This window comes from Ochrobactrum sp. Marseille-Q0166 (assembly GCF_014397025.1).
Lineage (GTDB): Bacteria > Pseudomonadota > Alphaproteobacteria > Rhizobiales > Rhizobiaceae > Brucella.
Genome location: NZ_JACJUO010000001.1, coordinates 177,453 through 203,416, shown reverse-complemented (window position 1 = coordinate 203,416; position 25,964 = coordinate 177,453). Strand labels below are relative to the sequence as shown.

The window sequence follows — 25,964 nt, the reverse complement described above, 5'->3', positions numbered from 1 at the left end:
CCATGAGCGCTACTTATTATAAAGTTGGCCCTTTCAAGGGCGGCAACGAGCACCCAGCTCACGAAGACCATCATGATTCCGGGTCGACCACACTGGTCGGCTTCTGGATCTACCTGATGAGCGATTGCGTTCTCTTCTCGGGATTGTTTGCAACCTATGCTGTTCTGGCACATCAATTCGCAGGTGGCCCGACCGGTCGTGAACTGTTTGATCTACAGTTTGTCTTGACCGAAACGATGATCCTGCTGGCGTCGTCGCTGACTTATGGTCTGGCGACGCTCTCGATGTTCAGGAACAATCGTGCAGGTGTTCTGTTCTGGTTGGCCGTGACTTTTCTGCTCGGCTTCGCGTTCCTCGCGATGGAAATCTATGAATTCAATCATCTGATCGCTGAAGGTGCAGGGCCAAGCCGCAGCGCATTCCTCTCGGCGTTCTTTGCGCTGGTTGGAACACACGGTCTGCATATTACCTCTGGCCTCATTTGGATTCTGGTGCTTTCCGCCCAGCTTCTGCGTGATGGCCTGACCGAAAAGAACCGGACGCGCGTGATGTGCTTGAGCCTCTTCTGGCACTTCCTGGACATCATCTGGATTGGCGTCTTTACCCTTGTCTATCTGCTGGGTGTATTGTGATGAGCTCTGGACACGAAACACACGATCAAGCCGCACATGGCAGCCTGAAGTCCTACCTGATTGGTCTGGCTCTCGCGATCATTCTCACCATCGTTCCATTCATGTTGGCGATGAACGGATACTTTACGCCAGCGACGACCGCAGCAATTGTTGTCGGTATGGCTGCCGTTCAGATCGTGGTGCATCTGGTTTATTTCCTGCACCTTGATCCGAAGTCGGAAAATGGGTGGAATATTATGGCGCTCATTTTCACGGTTATCATTCTGGCGATCGTGCTTGCTGGTTCCATCTGGGTCATGCATCACCTCGATACCAATATGATGCCGATGTATATGACGCCGGATGATGCGCGTAATCTGCCTTAGAGCGATCCCGAAAACCGTAAAACGGTTTTCAGACAAAGACTCTCTTAGTGAATTTCAGTAGGGCGGGCTAAGTTCCCGTCCGCTGATCGCTCTAACCAGGTCTGACGGCCCGGTTGCGCGGCTTTTTCCTCCCTCTCCCCCTTAAAAGCCGCGTGGCGCCCTGGTTCCCTCCAGGGCGCTTTTTTTATTTGGAAGTATCTAATGGTTTAGAGAAGTTTTTATTTAATATAAATATTTAATAAAATTTTACTTCAAATATCTTGTCGATTATAATAGTTAGAATTGTAGTAATATTAGACGATATATTTTAAAGATAATTGACAATTTTACGGTGTATTTGATATTTTATTTTTTATGATGTATATTGCCAATTGTATATCGCTTTATATGTCAATTATTTTGTTTTTATTTGGAGTATTAGCGGTGAAATTATTTAACGGATTTCTTAAATACAATTTTATAAAGGCGAGCGCTTTGGTGTCAGCAATTTTATTGCCGACATACGCGTTTGCTGCACCGGCGATTGTTACCTCTAACGTCAATGTTCGCAGTGGGCCGGGTGTTAATTATATGCGTTTAGCCACGTTGCCGGCTGGGATTAGAGTCGATGCTGGCCCATGCCGCGGTACCTGGTGTCAGATCAGGGTGGGTCGCAATATTGGCTGGGTTGCATCTCGTTTGCTAAATTTCCGTGGTTCTACGCGAGGCCCAGTCTATCCCAGATCTTCTACAACTGTCATTATTGCTGGCGGCTTAGCGGAACAATGGAACGAAGATCCTAATCCGTACTGGATACCGCGATGGCATTATCACAGGCGTACGAATTGGTGGCCTAGATACAATCCTCGCCCAAGAACTCCATCGGGTCCAGGTTGGGCTCCGGGATATGATCCTTATCGCGAACCCAATGTTGCACCTCCACTGCCCACGCCTGCGCCAAGGATTGGCGAAGGGGTAAGGCCGACAACGTCTTCCGACTGGCAACCCCGTGGACCCTACGCTTCAGGTCTCATCGGAAATACACGCCCGTATAACTCTGGAAGGTAATGTCGGAGTGGTGTGCAACGCCGTCTGGTTTTGCAACCTCTTTCATTGAAAACTGAATTATCAGGTCATTCTCTCCCCTCCCGATGACCTGATTGGCGGCCTGCTGGATTTCCTCCGTCCAGCGGGCCGCATTGTTTTTTTAAAATTAACGCTCCATTGACTCAATCAGCTCAAAATAGGGGATGATTGACAATCAGAATCGGATGCAGACCCAATTGCTTTTGTCTACGTGCCAATCCTGCGCAGTTAGGGCGGCTACGCTACCAAAAAAGGCATTGTGACAGCTGTATTCTGATAGTCGAATGGCTCTTGGGTTGTAATTTAGCCTTCTGTCTGCTCTATGGTAATCCCTGAATCGTCCTGGGATTGGGGGAGGGCGGGGCGCTTCTCAAGCGGCCGTTTAACGAAAACCGGACAGTTGCGCGTATGACTTTGAGTAACAGGACGATACAGGGAAGAGGTCTTATAGCACTCGCACTTGCTGTGCAGTTTGCTTCTATGACTGTTTCTCCTGCTATGGCTTTCGAGATTTTCGGCATTCACCTTTGGGGTGAGAAGAAAGAAGCCGATCCCGATATTATCGATCCAAAGAGTTATACTGTTGAAGTTACAACTTCCGGCGCCCGCAAAAATGCGGACGGCAGTGATGCCGACTTGAAGCCGGTGATTGATGCTGCTTCCGGGCTCGTCACTGATGAGCAAACGCCAGCCTCAGGCTCAGCAGGCCTTTTGGCCAAAGCGCGTGGCGATTATCGGCGTATTCTGGCAGCACTTTATGGTGAAGGCCGCTACGGTGGCACGATTTCCATCAAAGTGAATGGGCGTGAAGCAGCCGATATTCCTGCCGATACCGACATTCCCAACAATGCAAAGATCGATATTTCTGTCGATCCCGGTCCGAAGTTTTTGTTCTCACGAACAGCCATTTCAAATATCGCGCCGCCTTCGACTGATAAGCGCAACAAGATTCAGACACCTGAAGAGGCTGGCTTCGCACCCGGTCAGCTTGCCCGCTCAACCACTATTCTGAGAGCCGAGCGTCTGGCCGTAGAAGCATGGCGCCAGCAGGGCTATGCGAAAGCGAAAATCACCGCCGAGGACATTGTTGCGGATCACGACGGGGATACTGTTGCCGCAGATATTTCGCTCGATCCGGGCCGCAAGGCGCATTACGGGCCAGTGAGTGTCGTGGGTACTGCGCGCATGGATCCACAATTTGTCGCGTGGATGACTGGACTGAAACCGGGCGAACAATATAGTCCCAAAGACATTGAAGATGCGAAGAAGCGCCTCGGCCGGATGGAAGTCTTCCGTGCGATGAATTTTGAAGAAGCTGATAAGATCGAGCCGGATGGGAGTCTGCCAATGACACTCAATGTCCAGGAGCGTAAGCCGCGCCGCTTTGGCTTTGGTGCGGAATATTCGACGCTTGATGGCTTTGGTGTTACCGGTTACTGGATGCATCGCAACCTGTTTGGCCGTGGTGAGCGACTGCGCTTCGATGCCAAGGTCAGTGGTGTTGGCGGTTCACAGGACAATTCGTTCGACCCGAAAAATTTCACCTACACGCTCGGAACGAGCTTCGCGAAACCGGGTATTTATACGCCGGATACGGATTTTGTGGCTGCACTTGATGCTAAGCGGGAGGTCCTTGACGCTTATACCGAAACATCGATCAATGCGAAAACAGGCTTCACGCAGATTTTTAGCGACGAGCTTTCTGGTGCGCTCTACGCAAAGACCAGCCATGGTCGCTTCGATGATGATTATTTCGGCAAGCGGGAGTTCACGGTCGGTGGGCTGGAAGGCAATCTTCTCTATGATGGCCGTAACAACAAGCCCGATCCAACTTCCGGCCTTTATGCCGAAGCCAATATACAGCCCTTCTACGAGTTCCAGCGCGGTAATTTTGCGACGCGCTTCACTGCTGAGGGCAGAGCTTATTACGGCTTTGGTTCGACAGACCGGGTTGTGCTCGCAGGCCGCGTGAAATTGGGTTCCGTTGTCGGTGCTGACATTGCAGACTTGCCGCCCAACCAGTTGTTCCTCGCAGGTGGTGGCGGCTCCATTCGCGGTTATTCCTATCGTAGCATTGGTGTCGAAACATCGACCGGCGAAACGATTGGCGGGCGTTCACTGGTGGAGACCTCGGGGGAAGTGCGCACGCGCGTAACCGATTCCATAGGTGTCGTAGGCTTTGTCGATGCAGGCTATGTCGGCGAACAATCCTATCCAGACTTTTCGGAAGAAATGCGTGTTGGTGCCGGTCTTGGTCTGCGCTACCTGACAGGGCTTGGGCCGATCCGCTTTGACGTTGCTCTTCCACTTAACCGCCGCTCGGGCGATCCGAGCTATGCATTCTACGTGGGCATAGGACAGGCGTTTTGACCAGATTTCTCGCACTTCTCGCCTTTATCCTTTTCGCAGTGCCTGTCGTTGCTCAGGAGCAGCAGCAGGAAGAGGAAAAGTCGTATTTTATCTCCTTCGTGGAAAGCAAACTTTCCGCGCCCAACCGCCGCATCCAGTTTTCTGGCTTGAGCGGGCTTTTGTCGTCTGAGGCAAGTGTTGCCCAGATCACCATTGCCGACCGTGAAGGCGTGTGGCTGCGCATTGAAAATGCGAAACTTAACTGGAGCAGGACAGCGCTGTTTACGGGTCGCCTGAGTATTCAGTCACTCGTTGCTGAGCGTATTGACCTAATCCGCAAGCCATTGCCGGATAACAGTCTGCCATCCCCTGAAGCAACAAGTTTCAGCCTGCCCGAACTGCCGCTTTCAATCAATATCGATAGCCTTGATGTGGCGCGCCTGAAATTTGGTCAGGATATTTTTGGGCTCCAGTCGGAAGTATCGTTGAACGGAAATCTGTCGCTCGCCGATGGGTCACTTACCTCTGCTTTTGACATTAAGCGCCTTGATGGGCCGGGGGGCAATTTTGCTTTGCGCGCAGCCTATGCCAATGCTGATCAGAAGCTCGATCTTGATTTGAAAGTGACTGAACCGGCCAACGGTATTGTTGCCAACGTGCTTAATATCGATGGTCGTCCGCCGGTTGATCTGACTTTGACCGGCAAGGGCACGCTGGATGACCTTAAGATCGATTTGGCGCTTGATACAAATGGCCGCCGCACACTCACCGGTGGCTTCACGCTGGTACGTCGGGCTGATGGCCGCATATTTGCGACGCAGATCAATGGGCCTATCGCCGTTCTGGTACCACCGGCATTCCGCGACTTCTTTGGAGCGGAGACTGCACTCGTTGCAAATGGCTTACTCAAAGATGGTGGCGGCTTCCGTCTTGATGATCTGGCACTTAACAGTGCTGCACTGAACGTCAAAGCCTCAGCTGAGTCCGGTAGTGATGGCTTTCTGAACAAGCTGCGCGTTGATGCGAATATTCGCGATGACAGCAAGGGCCAGGTGCTTTTGCCAGTAAAAGGCGGTGAAACATCGATCAACAACGCAACCTTGCAGATTTCCTATGGCGATCGCCCGACCAATGACTGGACCGGCAAGCTTGCTGTTGAAGGCTTCAAGAATGCTACCGTTTCTGCTTCCAATATCGTGGTTGATATGGGCGGTGTAGCAGAAAATCTAAATGACGCTTCGAACCGCCGCGTCACTTTCAACGTGAATGGCGGCGTCAGCGGCATCGATGCGACCGATGCGAAAGTTGCGGAAGCGTTGGGCGATAAAATTGATCTGGCAATTTCCGGTGGCTGGCGGGCTGGCACTGCTGTCGATCTTGCAAAGGCTGCAATTGAGGGCAATGGCCTCAGTCTGGAACTTAACGGCAAGATCGATGAATTCGCGTTCAACGGCGATATTGCAGCGAAGATTGCAAGCCTGGCGCCCTATGCGGCACTCGCCGGCCGTGATCTCGCAGGCAGCATTGATGTCAAGGCATCGGGTACCGTTAAACCGATCAGTGGCGCATTCGACCTTAATCTTGATGGCGATGCGCAGAACATGCGCACCGGCACAGAAGCGGTAGATAATATCCTTGATGGTGATGTGAAGCTGAGCGGCGGGATTGTCCGTAGTACGCAGGGCTTTGCAGCGCGTAATTTCCGCATTGGCAACGAACTGAGCGAAATAACCGCCAATGGTTCCTTCGCGTCCGATAAGGCCGACTTTGATTTCGGCGTCATGCTCTCGGACCTCAGGCTTTTGTCGGACAAAGCTTCCGGTCGTATGACGATCAAGGGCAGTGCGCGTGGTGACGACAAGCTGATTGCATTGGCGCTGCGTGCTGATGCGCCGCAGGGAACGCTGGCGGATCGAAAGCTCACAGAAGGCGTGATCGATTTCAATGCGCTGCTTGATGGCAATGCAACGACTGGCGCGTCGTTGTCAGGTAAACTTGCCGGTAACGCATTCCTGAATGGCCAGAAGATTGATCTCGGCACTGTCATCGACATTGTTAACGATGAGAAACGTCTGACAGATCTGGTTTTTAACGCGGGTGGCGCCCATCTTTCGGGAAATGTTTCGCAAAATTCCAAAGGTCTGTTCGCAGGGCAGTTAAAGGTTGATGCACCGGATATTTCGACAGCGGCAGCGCTTTTTCTTGCCAATGCTACGGGTGCGGTGAATGCGGATATTACACTCGATGCCAACGGCGAACGCCAGAACGCAACCGTCAACGCCAAGGCCAATGGTCTTAAAATCAACGATAACCACATTAAATCCGCAGATATCGCTCTCTCTGCGCAGGATCTGTTAGGCGTCCCGGTTGTTGATGGTACGGCAAGCGCACGCGATATTCTGGTAGGCACTTTCGGTATCGATAATTTTGACGCCAAAGCAAATGCGACCGGTACAAAAACCGATTTCACGGCCAGTACCAAGCTCAAAATCGGAACCTCGGCCAATGCATCAGGTTCGCTTGAGCCAAAGGATGGCGGTTTTGAATTGGCGCTCACATCTGCCGATGTGAAGCAGGGCTCTCTTGCTGCAACACTGGCGGCTCCAGCAAATATTGCTATGAAAGGCAGTAACATTTCCTTTGGCGATGTTATCGTCAATACGGGGGATGGACAGGTTAAGGTCAACGGCATTGTTGGCGAGAAGCTTGATCTCTCGGTCGCGTTGTCCAACTTGCCTTTGGCTCTCGCCAACACGTTTAAACCTGAACTTGGACTGGGCGGTTTAGTCAATGGTACCGCTCGGGTTACGGGTACAAAAGACAATCCGAACGCTGCATTTGATATTGTTGCGCGTGGCGTGACTGCTGCCGAGCTTAAGAAGCAGGGTATTGCGCCGCTGGATGCAGAAGCAAAGGGCAGTTCTGACAATAATCGTCTCAACATCGATGCGCATGTCACCGGTGGTGCCAGCAATGGAAATGGCATTGATGTGACCGCCAAGGGCGGCGTGCCACTTGGCAAGGGCGATCTTGCTGTGGATGTTAATCTCGCCAATCTGCCTCTGACATTGCTTAACGGCGCTGCCAAAGGGCAGGATCTGGCTGGCAACGTTACCGGTACTGCGCGGGTGACCGGCCCTCTAACCAATCCGGCGGCCCAGTTTAATCTGCGTGGAACGGGTCTCGCGGCAAAGCCTTTGCGTGAAAATGGCCTCGTACCAATAAGCTTACAGGCGGCAGGCAACTATGCTGCAAAGGCTGTCGATATTTCGTCTCTGACGCTTGAGGGGCCACAGGGACTCAATGTCACTGCCAACGGCAAGGTGCCATTTTCCGGACAGGGACTTGGCGTCAATGTTTCCGGCAGCGTGCCACTGGCGCTTGCCAACCGGTTCCTCGCTGATCGTGGCTCGCAGGCAAGTGGTACGCTTTCGGTGACCGCAAGTGTTTCAGGTGGCTTTGACAAGCCGCAGCTGCGCGGCATGTTCTCGACAGCCGGTGCCCAGTTCGTCGACCCTGAGACCAATCTCCGCCTCAACAATATCAATGTCATGGGTGCGATGGAGGGGGAAACCATCACGCTTCGTCAGGTCAACGCAGCTTTGGGCGGCGGCGGATCTGTGTCTGCGACAGGCACCATTTCTACGAACGCGACTGCAAACTTCCCGGCTAATATCGATATCAAGCTCAACAATGCACGCTATGCGGATGGCAAGCTTGTCGTGGCGACAGTCAATGGCGGCATTTCGATCACTGGTCCGCTGATGCGCGATCCATTGATTGCTGGCCGTATCGATGTTGAACGCGCTGAAATCACCGTTCCAGAAAATCTGGGTGGCGGCGCGACCTATGTTCCAGTGCGGCATATAAATACGCCAAAGAACGTTCAGATAACGCTTGATCGCGCCAAGGTTGAAACGCGCAAAAGCAAAGTGCCTGTACCGACCTCTCGCCCAAGCGTTCCGCGCCTTGATGTCCTGGTCAATGCGCCAAATCAGATTTTTGTACGCGGTCGCGGCCTTGACACAGAACTGGGCGGGCGTGTGCGTCTGACTGGCCCGGTCACGAATATCCAGCCAGTAGGTTCTTTCGACCTGATACGCGGACGTATCAGTATCCTTGGCCAGCGAATTACGTTTGATGAAGGCAGTGTCACGCTGGTCGGCGATCTTAATCCGCAGATCAATTTTGTCGCGCGCAGCGAGGGTGATAATATCACCGCGATTGTGACGGTTACAGGGACAGTTGATAACCTCAATATCGTCTTCTCGTCTTCGCCGGAACTCCCGCAGGATGAAGTTCTGGCGCAGCTTATCTTCAAGCGCTCGATCGGCGAATTGTCGGCCTTCCAGATAGCACAGCTTGCAGCTGCCGCCGCAGAACTGGCTGGTGGTTCCAATAACTCTCTGATGAGCAAGCTGCGTCAGGGTACGGGCTTGGATGACATCGATGTCGTAACCGATAGCAAAGGTCAGACTGCCGTGCGTGCGGGGCGCTATATTCGCGATAACATCTACCTGGGTGTGGAAGCGGGATCTGCCGGAGCGACAAAGGGGACTGTTAATCTCGATATTTCGCGAAACCTAAAGATCAAGGGTGCTGTTGGTTCCGATGGCGATTCCAGTGCCGGTATTTTCTACGAAAAGGACTATTGATCTATCCGTAAATGATATTGAAAGGCCGGGTATTTGCCCGGCCTTCTTTTTATCTCGCACGTGGTAACTATTTTTTCTTAACGTTTGCGCGAGTCGTTTAACCCTTCCTCAACCATAAGGACGCAAATTGTCAGAATGATCACAGGGCATTTTTGCCGGTTGTTTTGAGTTGGGCGATTTGTATGTCTAAGTTGACTGAGAAATTAAGCCGTCGTCATTTTCTGCTTGGCACAGGCGCTGCTATGCTTGGCGGTGTTGCAGGCTGTTCGCAGACCATGGACATGTCGGCATTTCAGATGAATATTGATCCGATGTCGACGGGTGGCATCACGCCGATGCGTCCGCAAATCAGCGTCGATAAGAACATCACGACACCGGATGTGATGTATGCTGCGGTGCAGGAAGGTCAGTATTCGCTTCCGGCCATCCCTTACCAGAAGGTGCCAAAGCAATTCCGGCGCCAGATCGTGCCTGATCCGACCGGGCAGGCACCGGGAACCATCGTTGTCAGCACCAAGGATCATTTCCTCTATTATGTGCTGCCAGGTGGCGAGGCGTTGCGTTATGGTGTTGGTATCGGCAAGGCAGGCTTTGAATGGTCAGGGCGTGCAAATGTCCAGTACAAGAAGCAGTGGCCTCGCTGGACCCCTCCTCCGGAAATGATTCAGCGCAGGCCTGATCTCGAAAAATACCGCAACGGTCAGGAGCCCGGGCCACAGAACCCGCTAGGCGCACGTGCGCTCTATATTTTCCAGAATGGTCGTGACACAGGCTATCGCATTCATGGCTCACCGGAATGGTGGTCGATTGGTCAATCGATGTCGTCGGGCTGTATCCGCCTGATGAATCAGGACATCATCGATCTCTATAATCGTGTTCAGGGACAGGCACCGATCATCGTTGGATGATCGGTTAGCTCACGGTTAAAAAAATTAGAGCGCGTACATTCCACAATGTACGCGCTCTCATTTTTACCGTGCTGACTGGAGGTATTAGCCCGGTTGTTTGATGTTTCTGCTTATTCGTAATGAACAGGCTTGGCCGCACTGTCGGCAAAGGCGACAAGGCGGGAAAGCTCAAACTTCATGGTGTCGACCGATGCATGAAGCGTAGCAGGGGCAGTGGTATCTTGTGCCACCTGTGTGGATATGGCTGGCATGGCGAAGGCTGATGCCGTAAGTGCAATCGCTGCTACAAAGCCGAGGCGTCTTTCGGTTCTGGCTTGCATTTTTGTTCTCCTCGTGCCGCTTTTCGCGGCCTCAATCCAAATTGGTTTCCGTGCAGCGTTTCCAGATCAGTGAAAAGTCGCGCGACGGGTTATATTCAAAGCACTGTCGATGGCATGAATGGGTATTGGCAGCAAAGTCTGTCCGAAATCCGCCAAAGTATCGGCAAAACTGCGGGCCGCATCGGCTACATCATGATTGCGGCGTTTACAGGCAATTGCTTCAAGGCATGTATCGAGCAGCAAGCCATCCTGATTTTGGATGCCGGATATCAACCCGAGCGTCAGGCATTCTTCCCGGCAAACATGGTGCGAATCGAATGGAAAGGCGCGCAACTGGCAGCTTGCACAATGGCGCAGCACACGGATGAACTGGGAAAGCTCACTCACAGCGCGTTTTGCTTCCGATGCTCCAAGCAATTCCGAATAGAGGCCCCAGGTCATTTCCCAGGGAATGATCGATCCGGTTTCAAAACCGGCTGTCCAGCGGCGATAGCCTTCCAGCACCAGCTTCTCAGGCAGGCGATCGTAATAGCCCACACTGTTGACACCGTTCAGCTCTGTTATACGCATATTCATGCTCGCCTCCATTCAGAGGTACGAACTGACGCGCAGCATAGCTGCTTTTGCTTTGCGAGGCGTTCTGTTTCCCCGCGCGCATTGCAATATCCGGTCGGCATAAGATGAAGTTGCCACGGCAATCCATCCACATTTGCGGACCGGCACTCACTCAGACCGATCATAAGGTCCTCCAATCGAACGGGTTCAAGGCCCAAACATCAAAGGCTGCACAAAATAACTCTGCTGCATAAAAGCTGTAAATTGATCTGGAGTCAATTACTCAGCTTTTATAAAAGTGAATTATTTCAATAGTGTAGAATTATTCTAGACTATTAAAGTCATGTTTATAGCTATAAACGAAGAACGCAACCGCTACAACGGGGTAGCGGTTGCGGCAAACGGGCGCATAATGCACGGAGAGAGGCGCGTTACCGCCCTAAGCGATCAATTAATGGTTCGAGTGATCTTCCGGCTTGCCACTTTGCGAAGTTACAGGAAATTCCAGGTCAACCTTGCCGGCCTTTGAAAATTCCAGTGTTACAGAGACCTTGTCACCTTCCTTGTAAGGATGGTCTGGCTGGATGAACATCAGGTGATAACCGCCCGATTTCAGCTCGACGGTTTCGCCTGCAGGGATGTCGAGACCGCCGTCGAGCTTGCGCATCTTCATGACCTGATTTTCCATGCTCATTTCATGGATTTCAACGCGCTTAACGCCTGTTGTCGTCACACCGGTCAACTTGTCTGCGTCCTTGCCATCATTTTTGATGGTGAGGAAGCCGCCAGCAACCTTTGCTCCCGGAACCATAGCCCGGATCGAAGGTCCACTGATGCTGAGATCGCCTGCTTTGGTTGGTGCCATCATATGAGTGGCATGATCGCCGTGCGATCCATGGCCGGAATGATCATCGGAAGCCGACGCTGCCAATACGCGCAGCTGCGGTGCAGGATGCTCGAGATCATGCGGGTTTTGGCCTTCGGCTGCAATTTCGGTCCACGCGACGGAATCATCTGTGCCGCAGAACTGCGTGACCGGGAAGGAGAGGGTCGTGTCCTTATCGAACTTGGCAAGCTGGCCAACTACGACAAACTCATCATAGAAGTCGCTTGGCAGTTCGCCTTCGCTGAACGTGATTTGCTTAACGCCAGACGTCACGTCTTTCCCATGCACTTTGTAGCTTTGTGCATAGTCACCTTTGGCTGTTTCAATTTTCCAGCCGGCTTTGGCTTGTGGCTGGGCTGATACGAAACCTTCGGGCAGTTCAATTTTGACAGACGTTGTGGCCTTGCCATCGCAGCCATGTGGAATGCGGATAACTGCCTTATAACGGCTTCCCGCTGTTGCCTCACTCTGATCCAGCGATGAATGTGCATAGGCCATGCCAACCGAGGCGCAAAGGGCAAAAAGCGAAATAGCGGATGTAAAAAGTCGAGCGTTTTTCATTGTTTCAAACCTGAATAATCATATTTCGGGACGCGGCGAGTTACCCGCGATCATGGAAAGACTGATTTCAGGCGAAGGGAGGCGCTTGTGGCGGGGCTGATGGTGGATAGATATCGCGCCAGAGCACAGGTTCTGACGGTTGAGGAACAAATGCCACGGTTATATGGGGTGCGGCACCCGTTGATGCAGCAGGTGCAGGGCATAGAAAGGCCGATGAAATTCGGCAAGCATCGCAGATATTGCTGTCGTGCAGATGCTGATTTTGATCATGGCCCTCATCATTGATCGCATGATCGGTGATGCACAGCACCGGATAGCTGCCATCAGGCAAAACATATTCTGCGAGCAGCAATTGTTCAGGAGAAGCAAGGACGACCGGCTTGTGCGCGAAAGCGACGAGCATCAATGCAAATACGCTCAAAATGCGTATTGCCAGTGTTGCCCGAAACTGGACTGCGCACGTGTTCAACCCAAAAATCTCCTTCAGGATAGACCTTATCTATTCCAGGGCGGCTGTCTTTGCCAAGCGTCAAATAGAAACTTGTTCATGGGAAGATGTTCAGGCGAGCGGCAATTTTATGCGCGCGCACGCCTGAGTAATCTTACTGATAGCGTCCGCCGTGCTGAATGACTTCGATCTTATAACCGTCCGGATCTTCAACAAAGAAGAAACGTGCGACCTGTACGTCACCATTCTTAAAGTCTACCAGCTTGCCCACCTTGAAACCCAGCTGCGTGAAACGGGCATATTCTGCATCCAGATCATCGACCACAAAAGCCACATGGCCATAGCCGTCGCCAAGGTTATATGGTTCTGTACGTCCCTTGTTAATGGTCAGCTCCACCTCGAAGTCCGCTTCGCCATTGCGCAGATAGACCAGTGTAAAGCTCTCGAAATCGATGCGCTCTGCGATTTTCAGACCGAAAGCCTGATCGTAGAAAGAAACCGACTTTTCCTCATCAAGAACGCGTATCATCGTGTGGATGGCTTTGGCCATTTTTTCACCTGTCTCTCAAAAACTCTTTGCTTGGTTCTATTGGCCTTTTGGCTAAAACTGGATTATCTCAAGACATGTAAAGCGGGCAAGCGGAGAGCTTGCCGCAGACGAGGTTGGAATAATGTCAGGCGTAACGCGTGAACAGGTTCTCGAACGGCTGAAAGCTGTGACAGGGCCAGATTTCGAAAGCGATGTCGTATCGCTCGGTCTGGTGTCGGATATTTTCATTGCCGACGGCAAGGTCTTCTTTTCCATCACGGTTCCTGCGGATCGCGCAAACGGGCTTGAACCAATGCGATTGGCTGCTGAAAAGGCGGTCAAGGAAATCCCGGGTGTGTCCGGTGCGCTTGTCACGCTGACTGCGGAAAAGAAGGGCGGGCGCACAAGTGATGATGCGCCCCCGCCACCAAAACCACAGCCGCGTCCCGCACAGACTGCGGGAGCGCCGCATCGCCAGCCACCACAACCGCGCCCGGCGGCCAAGCCTGGGATTCCCGGCGTTGGTGCAATCATTGCTGTTGCATCCGGCAAGGGCGGCGTCGGTAAATCCACCACCGCCGTTAATCTGGCACTTGGTATGGCCGCAAATGGCCTGAAGGTCGGCATTCTTGATGCCGATATTTATGGCCCATCCATGCCAAGGCTGCTTGGTCTGTCCGGTCGCCCGGAAACGGTTGAAGGCCGCATTCTCAAGCCAATGGAAAACTACGGCATCAAAGTGATGTCGATGGGTTTTATGGTGGATGAAGACACACCGATGATCTGGCGCGGACCGATGGTTATGTCGGCGCTGACACAGATGCTGCGCGAAGTGGCATGGGGCAATCTCGACGTTCTGGTCGTCGATATGCCTCCCGGTACGGGTGACGCCCAGCTCACCATGGCGCAGCAGGTGCCCTTGGCTGGTGCAGTGGTCGTTTCAACGCCACAGGATCTGGCGCTGATAGACGCACGCAAGGGCCTCGCGATGTTCCGAAAGGTCGATGTACCGCTTTTGGGTATTGTCGAGAATATGAGCTATTTCATCGCGCCCGATACCGGAAAGCGCTATGACATTTTCGGCCACGGCGGTGCACGCAAGGAAGCGGAACGCCTCAATGTACCATTTCTTGGTGAAGTGCCGTTGCACATGGATGTGCGCGCGCATTCCGATAACGGTACGCCGATAACGGTCGTTGAACCGGACAGCGAACACGCGAAAATCTATCGTGATATCGCAGCCAAGGTTTGGGCAAACATGAAGTCAGGCGCCGGGGCTGGAAAGCCTGCCCCGGCCATTGTGTTTGAATAAAACCCAAAGAAAAGGGCCCGTACGGGCCCTTTTTATTATGTAATTACGCTTGGCTCTGTCCTTCCGCTGCGCTTTTTCACCTCGGCAATCTGTTCTGCTGCATCAATCAACGTTGCCAGTGTTTCCTGCGTATCGAGATCATGCTTTGACTGATCTGCCTCATAGCGCTCAATATAGATGCGGATGGTGGCACCCGATGTGCCAGTGCCTGAAAGACGCAGCACCACGCGCGCACCGCCTTCAAAATAGATGCGGATACCCTGATGTTCGCTTACCGAATGATCGATAGGGTCATGATAGGCGAAATCATCGGCTTTTTCGATCTTCAGACCGTTGACGCTCGTGCCCGGCAGGCTTGTGAGCTTGCCACGCAGATCAGCAACCAGCTTCTTGGCAATATCGGAATCGACTGCCTCATAGTCGTGGCGGGTGTAATAGTTTCGTCCAAAGCGTGCCCAATGTTCTTCGACGATGGCTTTCACGCTTTCCTTGCGCACGGCCAGGATGTTGAGCCAGAGCAGAACTGCCCATAGCCCATCTTTCTCGCGCACATGGTCAGAGCCTGTGCCTGAGCTTTCTTCTCCACAGATCGTCACCTTGCCGTGGTCGAGCAGATTGCCGAAGAATTTCCAGCCGGTTGGTGTTTCGTAAATGCCAATGCCAAGCTTTTCCGCAACACGGTCAGCCGCAGCGCTGGTTGGCATGGAGCGGGCAATCCCCTTGATGCCGCCCTTATAGCCGGGTGCCAGATGCGCATTGGCTGCAAGCATGGCGAGTGAATCGGATGGGGTTACGAAAATGCCGCGCCCGATGATGAGATTACGGTCGCCGTCGCCATCTGATGCTGCGCCGAAATCAGGCGCATTGTCTGACATCAGAAGGTCGTAAAGCTCTTTGGCATAAACGAGATTCGGATCGGGATGATGACCGCCAAAGTCTGGTAGCGGCACAAAGTTCATAACGCTGCCTTCCGGCGCACCCAGACGACGCTCAAATATCTCTTTGGCATAGGGACCGGTAACGGCGTGCATGGCATCGAACTTCAATGCAAAGCCGCCCTTGATCATGGCGCGGATAGCATCAAAGTGGAACAGGCTTTCCATGAGTTCGGCGTAATCGGTGACCGGATCAAAGATTACGATTTCGGTCTCGCCAATTTTCGTGTTTCCGAGTGTGTTGAGATCGATGTCAGCAGCTTCTGTAATCTTGTACTGATCGATCACCCTGGAACGGGCAAAAATCGCCTCGGTGATCTTTTCCGGTGCCGGACCGCCATTGCCGATATTGTATTTGATGCCAAAATCTTCGTTCGGGCCACCGGGATTGTGGCTAGCGGAGAGAATGAGACCACCAAAAGCCTTGTATTTGCGGATCATGTTGGAAGCCGCAGGCGTGGAAAGAATACCGCCCTGACCAATCATAATCCGACCGAAACCATTGGCGGCTGCGATTTTGATGACTTTCTGGATCACTTCGCGATTATAGAAGCGCCCATCGCCACCGACTACGAGGGTCTTGCCCGCAAAGCCGTCCAGCACATCGAAAACCGACTGGATAAAGTTTTCAGCATAATTCGGTTGCTGGAAAACAGGGACTTTCTTGCGAAGACCGGATGTGCCGGGCTGCTGGTCCTGAAAGGGCGTGGTGGCAACTGTCTTGACGGTCATATTTTTCCCGTTCGATTCAATATTTTGAAATAGCAATTGATCAGTCTTTGCGGTCATTGCAAGACAAGATAGATCAAACTTGTTGTTTGAAAATAACAAACTGTGTGCTGTTCTACACAAATACTCCTATTTCTCATTTCAGGTTAACTCATATGAAACCATGCCCACCGGAAAGCCTGCCGGAAGAAATCCTCACAAAGCTCTCGAATAGCGATGGTCGTTTGATTGTTGCAATCGCTGGTCCTCCCGGAGCAGGAAAGTCCACCTTTTCTGAGTATTTGCGAGATGCGATCAATAAAGGTGGGACGGAACCTGCGGTTATAGTGCCGATGGATGGTTTTCATCTGGATAATGCAATCCTTGATGAGCGCGGTCTTCGGAGCCGCAAAGGTTCGCCGCCCACTTTTGATTGCGCGGGCTTTGCAGACTTGCTGGGGCGTTTGAAAAATGCTTCGGAAGACGTCGTCATTCCCGTCTTTGACCGTACGCTTGATCTTGCACGTGCTGGCGCAGCAATTGTGCATGCCGATCATCGGATTTTGCTGGTCGAAGGCAATTATCTGTTGCTTGATCAGCAGCCATGGACAAAGCTCACGCCGTTCTTTGATATGACGATCTTTCTCGAAGTTCCGTTTGCCGAGCTTGAACGTCGCCTTATCCAGCGTTGGCTTGATCATGGGCATACAGAAGTTGCAGCACGCGAACGTGCATTTTCCAATGATATTCCCAATGCTGAACTCGTGGTTTCAACGTCACGCAATGCAAATTACGTTGTTACAACAGCATAAAGCATGTCAGAAAATTGCAAAGCCAAGGCTTGCGGCAGATGATTCCTGCCTGCATGATATTCAATACCAGTTATATTCTCACGGGATCAGCCGTTCATGACAAATTATGTTTTCGCACCTTTGCCGCAGCCATTCGTGCCGGTTAAGGGAACTGAAGCGCTTTTTCCCGTGCACCGCATCTACTGTGTCGGTCAGAATTATGCCGATCATGCCATTGAAATGGGTGGTGATCCAACGCGCAATCCGCCTTTCTTTTTCCAGAAAAATCCGGATAACCTTGTGATTGAAGGTGGTGATTTTCCTTACCCACCGAAGAGCGAAGACGTACATCATGAGGTCGAACTTGTCGTCGCGCTCAAAACAGGCGGTAAGGATATTGCAGTCCAAAACGCGCTCGAGCATGTTTATGGTTATGCAGTCGGCATTGATATGACGCGCCGTGACTTGCAGGCAGTTGCAAAGAAGGCCGGCCGTCCTTGGGAAGTGGCAAAAGCTTTTGAGCATTCCGCGCCATGTTCGGCCATTGTGCCCGTATCGGAAATAGGTCACCCAGAATCGGCTGAAATCTCTCTGAAAATCAATGGCGAAACACGCCAGTCGGGCGATCTTAATCAGATGATCTGGAAGGTCGGCGAAACAATTTCCTATCTTTCGTCATTGTTCGAACTTCAACCCGGTGATCTCATCTATACCGGTACACCTGCGGGCGTTGGGCCAGTTCAGCGTGGCGACATGCTGGAGGGAACCGTAAGCGGCGTTGGTTCCGTTGTTGTAAAAATCGTCTGATCAAGGAGGAACGATGAGCACATATCTCCCCACTGACGTGCATGACGCTCTCGAGCGTTTCATCAATGAAACGCATCCTGGCCTCAATCAGACTGAGGCGATTATTCTTATTCTCCGAAATGCGCTTGTGCATCAGGGCTATCTTGCAGCAGCGACAGAACATGGTACACCGCCTGAAGAACTGAACGCCACGAATGACGATTGAATATGAATAAAATTCCACCTGAAGGAGCGGGCCATAAGGCAGCTCTCGGTCGCCGCCTGCTGCTTCTGACGATTTTGGCGGTTTTGCTAACATGTGCGCTCATCTGGATGAGCATTTATCTGTTCGATCCCGATGGTGGTCTCGGTTTTGATGATTTTGGAATTTTTGCACATGAATTCAATGCGATAGATACGATGCTGCCCCGCATTTTGTGAAGCTTGAAACCGTTCTGTTACGCTTTGAAATATTCATTTTGACGCGGTGATGACGTTCAGGGCTTCCGTTTTACGCATTTAGCGTGGTACATCACTGTCATCGATTGAAAGAATATTGTCTGAACCGGGCCGCACTTGCGCCTGTTAAGCCAAGAGGATCTTATGGCATTCGAGGACATCAAGGCAGAAATCGCTCTGCTGTTTGAGCAGATGGTTAACCAGCCGCAAGACGTTCATGAGGTTCGTGAAATCGTTCGCGAGAAGCTCAATACGCTTAAAGCGACAGGTATGCCTTTGCCAGAAGATCTGGTTGAACTCGAAAAACGCATTGAACAAGATTTCGATTCTTAGGATCGGTTGGCCATGCGTAATCAAGCTCCATCAAATCCACTTTCTTTGACCTTTGTTAAAGGTGCTTTTCTCCTTGGTTGCGCGGTTGCTCTGAGCGCTTGCAACACCACAAGTGACGGAAAGCCTGTAAAGACCGCCCTTATTTCACCATCTGATAATTCAGCGACAACGAGCGCAACGGGTGAAAAGGCAAATTCAGCTGCAAGCGCCACAACGGTTGCTTCTGTGACGGCTCCTGTTGACGGAACGCAGGCAGTTGCATCGCTTGAGAATCCCGTTCTGCCGTCGGTTGTGCCGATCCCGGGCGTTCGTGGGCAATCTGAGCCGATGCTAGCTTTTGCTGGTGCACAGGCTGCAACTTCACCTGCATCTCTTGCCACCAATATGGCATTTGAAACACCGGACCATGCGCCCGAAGGTCTGGACGATCTCATTACAAAATATTCGGTTGCCTATGATGTGCCGGAGCGCCTCGTGCGCCGCGTGGTCCATCGCGAAAGCCGTTTCAATCCCGGCGCCCGTAACGGACCTTATTGGGGTCTGATGCAGATCAGCCACCCAACCGCACGCGGTATGGGTTACAAGGGCAACCCCAAGGGCCTTCTCGATGCAGAGACGAACCTGAAATACGCGGTTCGTTATCTCTCTGGCGCCTATAAAGTGGCTGGTGGAGACGAAAGTCAGGCTGTTCGTTTCTATGCGCGCGGCTATTATTACGATGCCAAGCGCAAAGGATTGTTGCAGGAAACCGGGCTCGATGGCAGCTGGAAGCACAGCGGCCCGACCCGCGATGCTGCAGCGGCATCATCGGAAACGACCGCTCTGCCGGATGCAGCAGCTGTTCCGTTGCCGGGCGTCGCACCAATTCAGGCTTCCTATACGCCTTCCGCTCAATAAGCTCATTCGACAAACTGTCATCTTGACGCTGCAAAGCGATGGCAGTTTTCTGTCTTAACAAAAGCGTGTCGCGGTTTATCCCAAAACCGATTCTCACTTTTACAAGACATGAGTAAGTGCGATGGATGTAAAACTGCCTTATCCGATCAATTGGAAATATGACCGGGCCGAATTATGGGCTGATGGCGTCATCCATGTGCTGGGTGTTGCTCTGGCGCTTGCCGGTGCCATTGCCATGTTGCTCTATTTTCTGCCGAATATGTCGGCAGCCACTTCGATTTCTTCGAGCGTCTATCTGGCGAGTCTTTTGGGTGCGCTGGGGATTTCGGCGGTTTATAATATCTGGCCGGTTTCGCCGACCAAATGGTTCCTCCGCCGTTTCGATCATTCCGCCATTTATCTTTTGATTGCTGGTACTTACACGCCTTTTGCCATGCATATGGGTGATCGTGCCTTGCCGCTGCTTCTCTTTGTCTGGAGCGTGGCGTTTGTCGGTATCTTTCTTAAACTCTTCATGCCCGGACGCTTTGATCGTTTATCGATCCTGCTTTATCTGGCGCTCGGCTGGAGTGGCGTCATGGTCTATGACACCATGGTGCAATCTCTGCCGCCTGCCGTCTTCTGGCTGATCGCGGCAGGCGGTATGGTCTATTCGCTGGGTGTGATCTTCCACGTCTGGGAACGCTTGCGTTTTCAAAATGCCATTTGGCACGGCTTTGTCGTGGTCGGTGCAGCTTTGCATTACTGTGCAGTGTTTGTTGTAGGAACGTGAACCTCAATCCTAATGAAAGTCGCGTGAGTTCGGCATGATCTTCACATTCCGTGGGTGACGTGCGGTCGTCTGTGAGGGCGCAATGAGCCTTTGCGGTTCGCGCCCACTCATCTCAATGAGTGTAGCGGAACGATCCTGAATTTTTGCCGCCACCAGATGTACGACCCCCTCCGGGCTGCGCTGAACCTGCCCATCAATAAGAATAAGCCGTGCCCCCATCACTTCGCGGCGGAAGGTCTTCATGATCTTTGGCCAGACGACGATATTGGCAATACCCGTTTCATCCTCAATGGTGAGGAACACCACACCCTTGGCGCTGCCGGGACGCTGGCGCACGGTGACGATGCCTGCAACTTTCATGCGGATTCCCTGTTTGCTTTGCTGCACGGCCCGACAGGTGGAAACGCCTTCCGCTGTTAGCCTTTCACGCAGATATTGCAGCGGATGACCTTTGAGCGAGAGCCGGGTCGTTTCATAGTCGGCAATCACATGTTCGGAAGCAGCCATTTCAGGAAGTTTCGTGCGCGGTTCTTCTGCGAGTTCGCTTGTTTCGGCGGCACAAAACAGCGGCAATGTTTCATCATTGGGTAAACGCCGCACGGCCCATAATGCGGCACGGCGGTCAATGTCGAGTGAGCCGAAAGCATCGGCATCAGCGAGGAGAGTGAATGCGCGCCGGTCCAGCCGCAGGCGGCGGTGCATGTCTTCAATGCTGCGATAAGGATCATGCTGGCCAGCAATAAGGAGCTTGGCGTTGCGCTCGGAAAACCCGTCGATCTGACGAAAGCCGAGCCGAAGCGCAAGTTTCCCGTCCTGCGTTTCTGTCAGAATATTGTCCCACTGACTGAAATTCACATCGACAGGCAATGCTTTCACATCATGCTCGCGTGCATCGCGCACGATCTGCGCTGGCGCATAAAAACCCATGGGTTGCGAGTTGAGCAGAGCCGCGGCAAACACCTCCGGGTGATGGCATTTAATCCATGCGGAAATATACACCAGATGCGCAAAGCTTGCGGCATGGCTCTCCGGAAAGCCATATTCACCGAACCCTTTGATCTGGTTGAAGCAATTCTCGGCAAAGGTCCGATCATAACCACGATTGACCATGCCATCGATCATCTTCGTTTCCATGGTGTGGATGGTGCCCATTTTGCGGAAGGTCGCCATGGCACGGCGCAACAGATTGGCTTCATCTGGCGTGAATTTCGCGGCCTCAATGGCAATGCGCATGGCCTGCTCCTGAAACAGCGGCACGCCTTTGGTCTTTTCCAGAATTTTTCGTAGCTCGTCTGGCTCGCCATATTCGGGCGAAGGCGAGGGATATGTGACATTTTCCTGTCCGCTTCGCCGCCGCAGATAAGGATGCACCATATCCCCCTGAATAGGGCCGGGGCGTACAATGGCGACCTGAATGACAAGGTCATAATATTCTTGAGGACGCAAACGCGGCAGCATGTTCATCTGTGCGCGGCTTTCCACCTGAAACACACCAAGCGAATCCCCTTTGCAGAGCATGTCGTAAACGGCTTTGTCTTCACGCGGCAGAGTGGCGAGCGTCAGCTTATCGCCACCATAAAGATGCGGCTTGTGCGCATGAATGAGGTCGAAAGCCTTGCGGATGCAGGTGAGCATACCGAGTGAGAGCACATCGACTTTCATCAGACCGACTTCGTCGATGTCGTCCTTGTCCCATTCGATGAACGAGCGATCCTCCATTGCAGCCGGGCCGATTGGCACAGTCTCATCCAGACGGTCACGTGTCAGTACAAACCCGCCCACATGCTGCGAAAGGTGGCGGGGAAAGCCGATCAGCTCCAGCGCCAGTTCGACCGCACGCCGGATGATGGGATTATCGGGATCAAGTCCTGCCTGCCGGATATGCTGCTTGTCGATGCCGCCGCCCGATATGCCCCAGACTGTGTTGGCAAGTGCAGCCGTCACGTCCTCGGTCAAGCCCAGCGCCTTGCCGACATCGCGGATGGCACTGCGCGAGCGATAGCTGATGACGGTCGCGACAATCGCCGCACGGTCTCTCGTGTAGCGATCATAGATATATTGCATTACCTGTTCGCGCCGCTCATGCTCAAAATCGACGTCAATGTCCGGCGGTTCTTTGCGTTCGACAGAAAGGAAACGCTCAAACAGAAGATCCACTTCTGCCGGGTCGACGCCCGTTATGCCAAGGCAAAAACAAACAACGGAATTGGCTGCTGATCCTCGTCCCTGACACAGAATCTTTTCTTTCTTGGCAAAGTTCACAATGTCATGGACGGTGAGAAAGTAAGCCGCATATTGCAGTTGCTCAATGAGAGCTAGTTCCTTGCGGATCAGTCCCTGCACCTTTGGTGGTATGTTGTCCGCGCCATAATGCCTGGCAGCGCCCGCCCATGTCAGATCATGCAAATGCTGTTGCGGTGTCTTGCCGGGCGGCACTGGCTCATCAGGATAATCATATTTCAGTTCATCGAGCCTGAAGGTGATGGGTGCCACGAAAGCAGCGGTGGCCTCAATCGCTGCCGGATAATTGCGGAACAGACGCAGCATTTCATGGGGTGGTTTGAGATGCCGCTCGGCGTTTTTTTCAAGCAATTGCCCTGCCGCGAAAACCGTTGTGTAATGCCGTGTTGCCGTCAGCACATCCTGCAAGGCACGCCGATCCACATGGTGATAAAGCACATCATTGGTGGCGAGCAGCGGCACATTTGCTGCCGCGGCAAAGCGTGCGATGCGCTCTGCGCGGCGTCCGTCATGACCCTGATGCGGCATGGTCAGCGCCAGCCAGACTGAACCGGGAGCGGCCTGTGAAATCTCTGTCAGACGTGCGGCAAACTCCGGCTCATCTTCGTCGGGGGCAAAGACTGCGATCTGAAATTGTCGCGCCCGAAACAGCAGATCACCCCATTCGAGATGGCATTCTCCCTTGGTTAAAGCACGGTGCTTGCCCTCCGTCAGCAGGCGGCACAATTGACCATAAGCGGCGCGATCACGCGGATAGACCACCATATCCGGCGTGCCATCGATGAAGGACAAGCGACAGCCGATGAACAGGCGAAAGTCGCATTTGTCACTAAACTCCCTCCATGCTGCATGGGCGCGAACCACACCGGCCAGCGTGTTTCGGTCGGCAATACCGATGCCTGAAAGTCCGAGTGCATGGGCCTGCAAGACCAGCTCCTGCGGATGCGATGCACCGGAGAGGAAGGAGAAATTGCTGGCCACCGCCATTTCAAAATAACAGGACATCACGCAAATAGCCCATGCAAAAACCAGCGTGGATGATTGGAACCGTTATAAAGTCCCTCGCGGAAAATCCAGAAGCGCTGGCCGTTATCATCCTCCACGCGGTAATAATCGCGCAGCTGCGGCACATTATGGCCGATGGAAAGCCACCATTCCGGCTCGATCCGTTCCGGCCCTTCGGCAAGCCGAACATAATGGCGCACGCGTCGCCACAGGAAAAATGAAGGCGGACTGTCGGGCACTTCCGCAATACTCTCGATTGGCTGCGGTGGGCGAAACAGTTTGATGGGTCGCGCGGGCGGATCATAGGGAAGTGTTGGGATGGTTTCATAGTCGCCTTCGCTCTTGCTCATGTGCAGGGCAGGGCGCAGGCCAAAAGCACGTTCGGGAATGTGCGTGTTGCGCGAGAAAAAAGCCAGCACACGCTCCTGCCCCAGTCGCGCCGAAAGCCGGTCGATCAACTGGCTGAAGCCAGCCTCATCTTCTTCATGTTGATCAAGCCCTGTCTGGCGCTGGACAATTGCTCCGCTGCGAAGTGCTGCCAGACGGATCATGTCAAAGCCAAAGCCGGCATCAAGCGGATCGGTGAGAGCCTTGAGCCGCTCCCGCGCCAGTCTGAGAAATACCCGGTTTTCACGCAAGGGCTGACCGGTTTCGATACGGATATGGCGCACCTCACCATCGACACGGAAGAAGGATGCTTCGATCAGAAGCGCCCCTTTGCCCTCGATTTCAAGAAGGGCAAACAGCTCCTGCGCCAATTCCTGCAGGATATGTTCGACCAGTTCCATGGCTGTCACTGGTTCGGAGAGACGGCGTTCGGCAATGTTGAGCGGCACGATACGCAAAGGCGAAATCGGTGTGCGCTCCTGTCGTGCCAACCGGTTAAGCTTGGTGGCAAGGTCGGTTCCAAAACGCGCAGTGAGCGCCGAACGGGGCAGCGCCATCACATCGCCAATGCGTTTCAGCCCAGCCCGCTTGAGGCCTGTCTCGGCGGCTTCGGAAAGTTCAAGCGAGGAGAGAGGAAGGCGCGGCAACAGCCGGTCGGCTTCAGACTTGCTGAAAACACCGCCTCGGGTTCCGCGGGCCAGCAGCCGTGCGGCAAAACTGTTATCGGCAATCGCTGCCTGTGCGTTGAGACCAGTTCGTTCAATCCGCATTATTGCGTCTTCACGCATGGCGGCAAGTCCGCCAAAAAGATGTGCGCAGCCGGTGATGTCGAGCATAAGCCCATGCGGCGGGTCAAAAGCTATAAGCGGTGTGTAGCGTTCGCACCAATGGGCAAGATGCTTGAGCAGGGCCGCATCGCGTTCCGGTGTGGCTGTTGCCACGTCAAGCTTTTCCACCCGCGCCCGCGCATCAGTCAGCGCCATGCCGGGGAAAAGGCCGAGTTTTGCAGCCTTGGCGTCTACAGCTGTAAGACGCAGCGCATTGGCCGTGCGCTCGGTGACGACAAGCGGCAATTTTTCTGGGCCGTCATGCCGAATGCTGCTGTGAAGCCGGTCGGTCGGCAGAAACGGAAACCAGAGGGCGAGGAACACGCGATCCGTCGTCCCGTTGTGCTGCTCCAAATTCGAAGGTTTCATTGTTCCATTCCATAATCCATTGCCCACAGGTGCCGTGTCGATTCCGTTCCAGAATTGCGGAAAAGACCGGCTTTCCGGGTGCATTCGCGCCGCTGGAACGGGAGGGGGCAGGTGCCACCCGCCAGCGGCTGACGGCAGCGCTCTGCACGCCTGTTCGGTGGCTCCTGAGCAGGATGACAGGCAAATGCGCGGTTTCGGTTGCCAGAAGCAGGCGACGCGAGGCGGTCAGGTCAAGACATTTCGGCTGGCCGGCCACCGAGGCGACGATGCCGGAAATGAGATTTGAAGCCTTGCCGCTTGCCTCTTCAAGCGCATCATTTGATGCTTTCAAAACATCCTGTGCGGTGGGGCAGCGTACGATCAGTAGCCGTGACGGATTGATTCCGAAGGCATGAAGCCCCGGTGGATAAAGCCCGCCATATTCGCTTGAGGCGCTTTCTTCCTCAATCCAGATAATGGGTCTTCTTGAAGGGGATGCACGCAAAGCCATTGCCAGCGCAAAGCCGGTCGCGGCCATATGTGCGCCGGGGTTTTCAGCAAAAACCTCATGCAGCGCATCGCCTCGCAGGCCATGCGGAAAAGCATCATCAGCTCCGGCAAGGCCGAGCGTGAAACTGCCGGCATGTCCGCAGCCTGTTGCTGTCTCGCCTGTAAAACTCGCCTGTGAGGCATTGCCTTCGATGGCCGTAACCATGCGCCGCAACGCCGTGATGTCGATGCCGCTCACGTTCAAAACCCTGTGTTTGTAAGGATGCGATTCCAGACGCAAGCCACTTTATGCTTTTACTGGAATGCTATTTGTTCACTTTATGTTCCAGTATTGAATCGACTCCGCCAAGAGTCAAGCGGGATCAGCTGTGAGCAAATGT

Annotated in this window: 22 protein-coding genes; 13 read left to right on the top strand and 9 right to left on the bottom strand. The window is 53.2% G+C overall.

Annotation, left to right across the window (positions count from 1 at the left end):
- Positions 1–2 precede the first annotated feature (2 nt).
- The 5 genes from cyoC (at position 3) to H5024_RS00900 (ending at position 9,974) form a co-directional block, all read left to right on the top strand.
- Entirely contained in the window at positions 3–632 is a 630-nt protein-coding gene (cyoC, locus tag H5024_RS00925) for a cytochrome o ubiquinol oxidase subunit III (RefSeq protein WP_187543604.1), read from the top strand.
- A complete protein-coding gene (cyoD, locus tag H5024_RS00920) occupies positions 632–997 on the top strand; it encodes a cytochrome o ubiquinol oxidase subunit IV (RefSeq protein WP_187543603.1) in 366 nt (121 codons plus the stop codon). The genes cyoC and cyoD overlap by 1 nt, the downstream gene beginning before the upstream one ends.
- A gap of 1,545 nt (positions 998–2,542) precedes the next feature.
- On the top strand, positions 2,543–4,432 hold the full coding sequence (locus tag H5024_RS00910) for an autotransporter assembly complex family protein (protein WP_247875236.1): 1,890 nt from the start codon (positions 2,543–2,545) through the stop codon (positions 4,430–4,432).
- On the top strand, positions 4,429–9,066 hold the full coding sequence (locus tag H5024_RS00905; protein ID WP_187543600.1) for a translocation/assembly module TamB domain-containing protein: 4,638 nt from the start codon (positions 4,429–4,431) through the stop codon (positions 9,064–9,066). Before H5024_RS00910 ends, H5024_RS00905 begins: the two co-directional genes overlap by 4 nt.
- 182 nt (positions 9,067–9,248) lie before the next feature.
- Positions 9,249–9,974, top strand: a complete 726-nt coding sequence (locus H5024_RS00900; RefSeq protein ID WP_187543599.1) for a L,D-transpeptidase — start codon at positions 9,249–9,251, stop codon at positions 9,972–9,974.
- 110 nt (positions 9,975–10,084) lie between these two features.
- On the opposite strand, the gene H5024_RS00895 is transcribed toward H5024_RS00900, so the two are convergent.
- From H5024_RS00895 to H5024_RS00875, 5 genes are all read right to left on the bottom strand, one after another.
- On the bottom strand, positions 10,085–10,294 hold the full coding sequence (locus tag H5024_RS00895; protein WP_187543598.1) for a hypothetical protein: 210 nt from the start codon (positions 10,292–10,294) through the stop codon (positions 10,085–10,087).
- Positions 10,295–10,360: 66 nt separating this feature from the next.
- Positions 10,361–10,870: a hypothetical protein gene (locus H5024_RS00890; protein WP_187543597.1), complete on the bottom strand. Its 510-nt coding sequence runs from the start codon at positions 10,868–10,870 to the stop codon at positions 10,361–10,363.
- A gap of 430 nt (positions 10,871–11,300) precedes the next feature.
- Positions 11,301–12,296 carry a DUF1775 domain-containing protein gene (locus tag H5024_RS00885; RefSeq protein WP_187543595.1) on the bottom strand — a complete coding sequence of 332 codons (996 nt, stop codon included), beginning with the start codon at positions 12,294–12,296 and terminating at the stop codon, positions 11,301–11,303.
- Positions 12,297–12,363: 67 nt separating this feature from the next.
- Complete coding sequence (locus H5024_RS00880) at positions 12,364–12,699, bottom strand: hypothetical protein (protein ID WP_247875235.1); 336 nt, start codon at positions 12,697–12,699, stop codon at positions 12,364–12,366.
- Positions 12,700–12,898: 199 nt separating this feature from the next.
- Positions 12,899–13,294 (bottom strand): VOC family protein, encoded by a 396-nt coding sequence (locus H5024_RS00875; protein ID WP_187543590.1) that lies wholly within the window; start codon positions 13,292–13,294, stop codon positions 12,899–12,901.
- A gap of 121 nt (positions 13,295–13,415) precedes the next feature.
- Between H5024_RS00875 and apbC the strand changes: the two genes are divergently transcribed.
- The gene (gene apbC / locus H5024_RS00870; protein WP_187543588.1) at positions 13,416–14,585 is read left to right on the top strand and encodes an iron-sulfur cluster carrier protein ApbC; all 1,170 of its coding nucleotides are present in this window, start codon (positions 13,416–13,418) and stop codon (positions 14,583–14,585) included.
- 35 nt (positions 14,586–14,620) lie between these two features.
- Here apbC and H5024_RS00865 read toward each other — a convergent pair whose 3' ends face one another.
- Positions 14,621–16,252: an alpha-D-glucose phosphate-specific phosphoglucomutase gene (locus H5024_RS00865; protein WP_187543585.1), complete on the bottom strand. Its 1,632-nt coding sequence runs from the start codon at positions 16,250–16,252 to the stop codon at positions 14,621–14,623.
- 152 nt (positions 16,253–16,404) lie between these two features.
- On the opposite strand from H5024_RS00865, the gene H5024_RS00860 reads away from it, so the two are divergent.
- The 7 genes from H5024_RS00860 (at position 16,405) to H5024_RS00830 (ending at position 20,266) form a co-directional block, all read left to right on the top strand.
- Complete coding sequence (locus H5024_RS00860) at positions 16,405–17,040, top strand: nucleoside/nucleotide kinase family protein (protein ID WP_187543582.1); 636 nt, start codon at positions 16,405–16,407, stop codon at positions 17,038–17,040.
- Positions 17,041–17,136: 96 nt separating this feature from the next.
- Entirely contained in the window at positions 17,137–17,826 is a 690-nt protein-coding gene (locus tag H5024_RS00855; RefSeq protein ID WP_187543580.1) for a fumarylacetoacetate hydrolase family protein, read from the top strand.
- A gap of 13 nt (positions 17,827–17,839) precedes the next feature.
- Positions 17,840–18,031: a hypothetical protein gene (locus tag H5024_RS00850; RefSeq protein ID WP_187543578.1), complete on the top strand. Its 192-nt coding sequence runs from the start codon at positions 17,840–17,842 to the stop codon at positions 18,029–18,031.
- Between the two features lie 2 nt (positions 18,032–18,033).
- Positions 18,034–18,246 carry a hypothetical protein gene (locus H5024_RS00845; RefSeq protein ID WP_187543575.1) on the top strand — a complete coding sequence of 71 codons (213 nt, stop codon included), beginning with the start codon at positions 18,034–18,036 and terminating at the stop codon, positions 18,244–18,246.
- 162 nt (positions 18,247–18,408) lie between these two features.
- Positions 18,409–18,597 (top strand): hypothetical protein, encoded by a 189-nt coding sequence (locus tag H5024_RS00840; protein WP_187543572.1) that lies wholly within the window; start codon positions 18,409–18,411, stop codon positions 18,595–18,597.
- 12 nt (positions 18,598–18,609) lie between these two features.
- Positions 18,610–19,494 (top strand): lytic transglycosylase domain-containing protein, encoded by an 885-nt coding sequence (locus H5024_RS00835; RefSeq protein WP_187543570.1) that lies wholly within the window; start codon positions 18,610–18,612, stop codon positions 19,492–19,494.
- 121 nt (positions 19,495–19,615) lie between these two features.
- On the top strand, positions 19,616–20,266 hold the full coding sequence (locus H5024_RS00830; protein ID WP_187543567.1) for a hemolysin III family protein: 651 nt from the start codon (positions 19,616–19,618) through the stop codon (positions 20,264–20,266).
- A 9-nt stretch (positions 20,267–20,275) separates the two neighbouring features.
- Here H5024_RS00830 and H5024_RS00825 read toward each other — a convergent pair whose 3' ends face one another.
- From H5024_RS00825 to H5024_RS00815, 3 genes are read right to left on the bottom strand one after another with little or no spacing between them, the layout of a single operon-like run.
- The gene (locus H5024_RS00825) at positions 20,276–23,512 is read right to left on the bottom strand and encodes an error-prone DNA polymerase (RefSeq protein ID WP_187543564.1); all 3,237 of its coding nucleotides are present in this window, start codon (positions 23,510–23,512) and stop codon (positions 20,276–20,278) included.
- A complete protein-coding gene (locus tag H5024_RS00820; RefSeq protein ID WP_348770682.1) occupies positions 23,512–25,050 on the bottom strand; it encodes a DNA polymerase Y family protein in 1,539 nt (512 codons plus the stop codon). The genes H5024_RS00825 and H5024_RS00820 overlap by 1 nt, the downstream gene beginning before the upstream one ends.
- Positions 24,986–25,822 (bottom strand): hypothetical protein, encoded by an 837-nt coding sequence (locus tag H5024_RS00815; RefSeq protein ID WP_187543562.1) that lies wholly within the window; start codon positions 25,820–25,822, stop codon positions 24,986–24,988. The genes H5024_RS00820 and H5024_RS00815 overlap by 65 nt, the downstream gene beginning before the upstream one ends.
- Positions 25,823–25,964 lie beyond the last annotated feature (142 nt).